The sequence below is a fragment of the Geobacillus sp. DSP4a genome, from assembly GCF_013096875.1.
In the GTDB taxonomy this organism is placed as follows: Bacteria; Bacillota; Bacilli; order Bacillales; family Anoxybacillaceae; genus Geobacillus; species Geobacillus thermophilus.
The window spans coordinates 1-418 of sequence record NZ_SDLD01000214.1 but is presented as its reverse complement, the minus strand read 5'-3'; the positions used below and the strand labels follow the sequence as shown (position 1 = coordinate 418).

Annotated in this window: 1 protein-coding gene; it reads left to right on the top strand. The window is 31.8% G+C overall.

Annotation, left to right across the window (positions count from 1 at the left end; all coding sequences use genetic code 11):
• Nucleotides 1–229: 229 nt before the first annotated feature.
• On the top strand, nt 230–418 hold a 189-nt coding region (locus ETC02_RS17055; protein WP_171698488.1), incomplete at its 3' end, for a replication/maintenance protein RepL.

Here is a 418-nt window from a genome sequence, read left to right as displayed (position 1 = left end):
GGGTAGCATTTACGTTAGATAACCCCCTGATATGCTCCGACGCTTTATATAGAAAAGAAGATTCAACTAGGTAAAATCTTAATATAGGTTGAGATGATAAGGTTTATAAGGAATTTGTTTGTTCTAATTTTTCACTCATTTTGTTCTAATTTCTTTTAACAAATGTTCTTTTTTTTTTAGAACAGTTATGATATAGTTAGAATAGTTTAAAATAAGGAGTGAGAAAAAGATGAAAGAAAGATATGGAACAGTCTATAAAGGCTCTCAGAGGCTCATAGACGAAGAAAGTGGAGAAGTCATAGAGGTAGACAAGTTATACCGTAAACAAACGTCTGGTAACTTCGTAAAGGCATATATAGTGCAATTAATCAGTATGTTAGATCTGATTGGCGGACAAAAAGTTAAAATCGTTAACTCT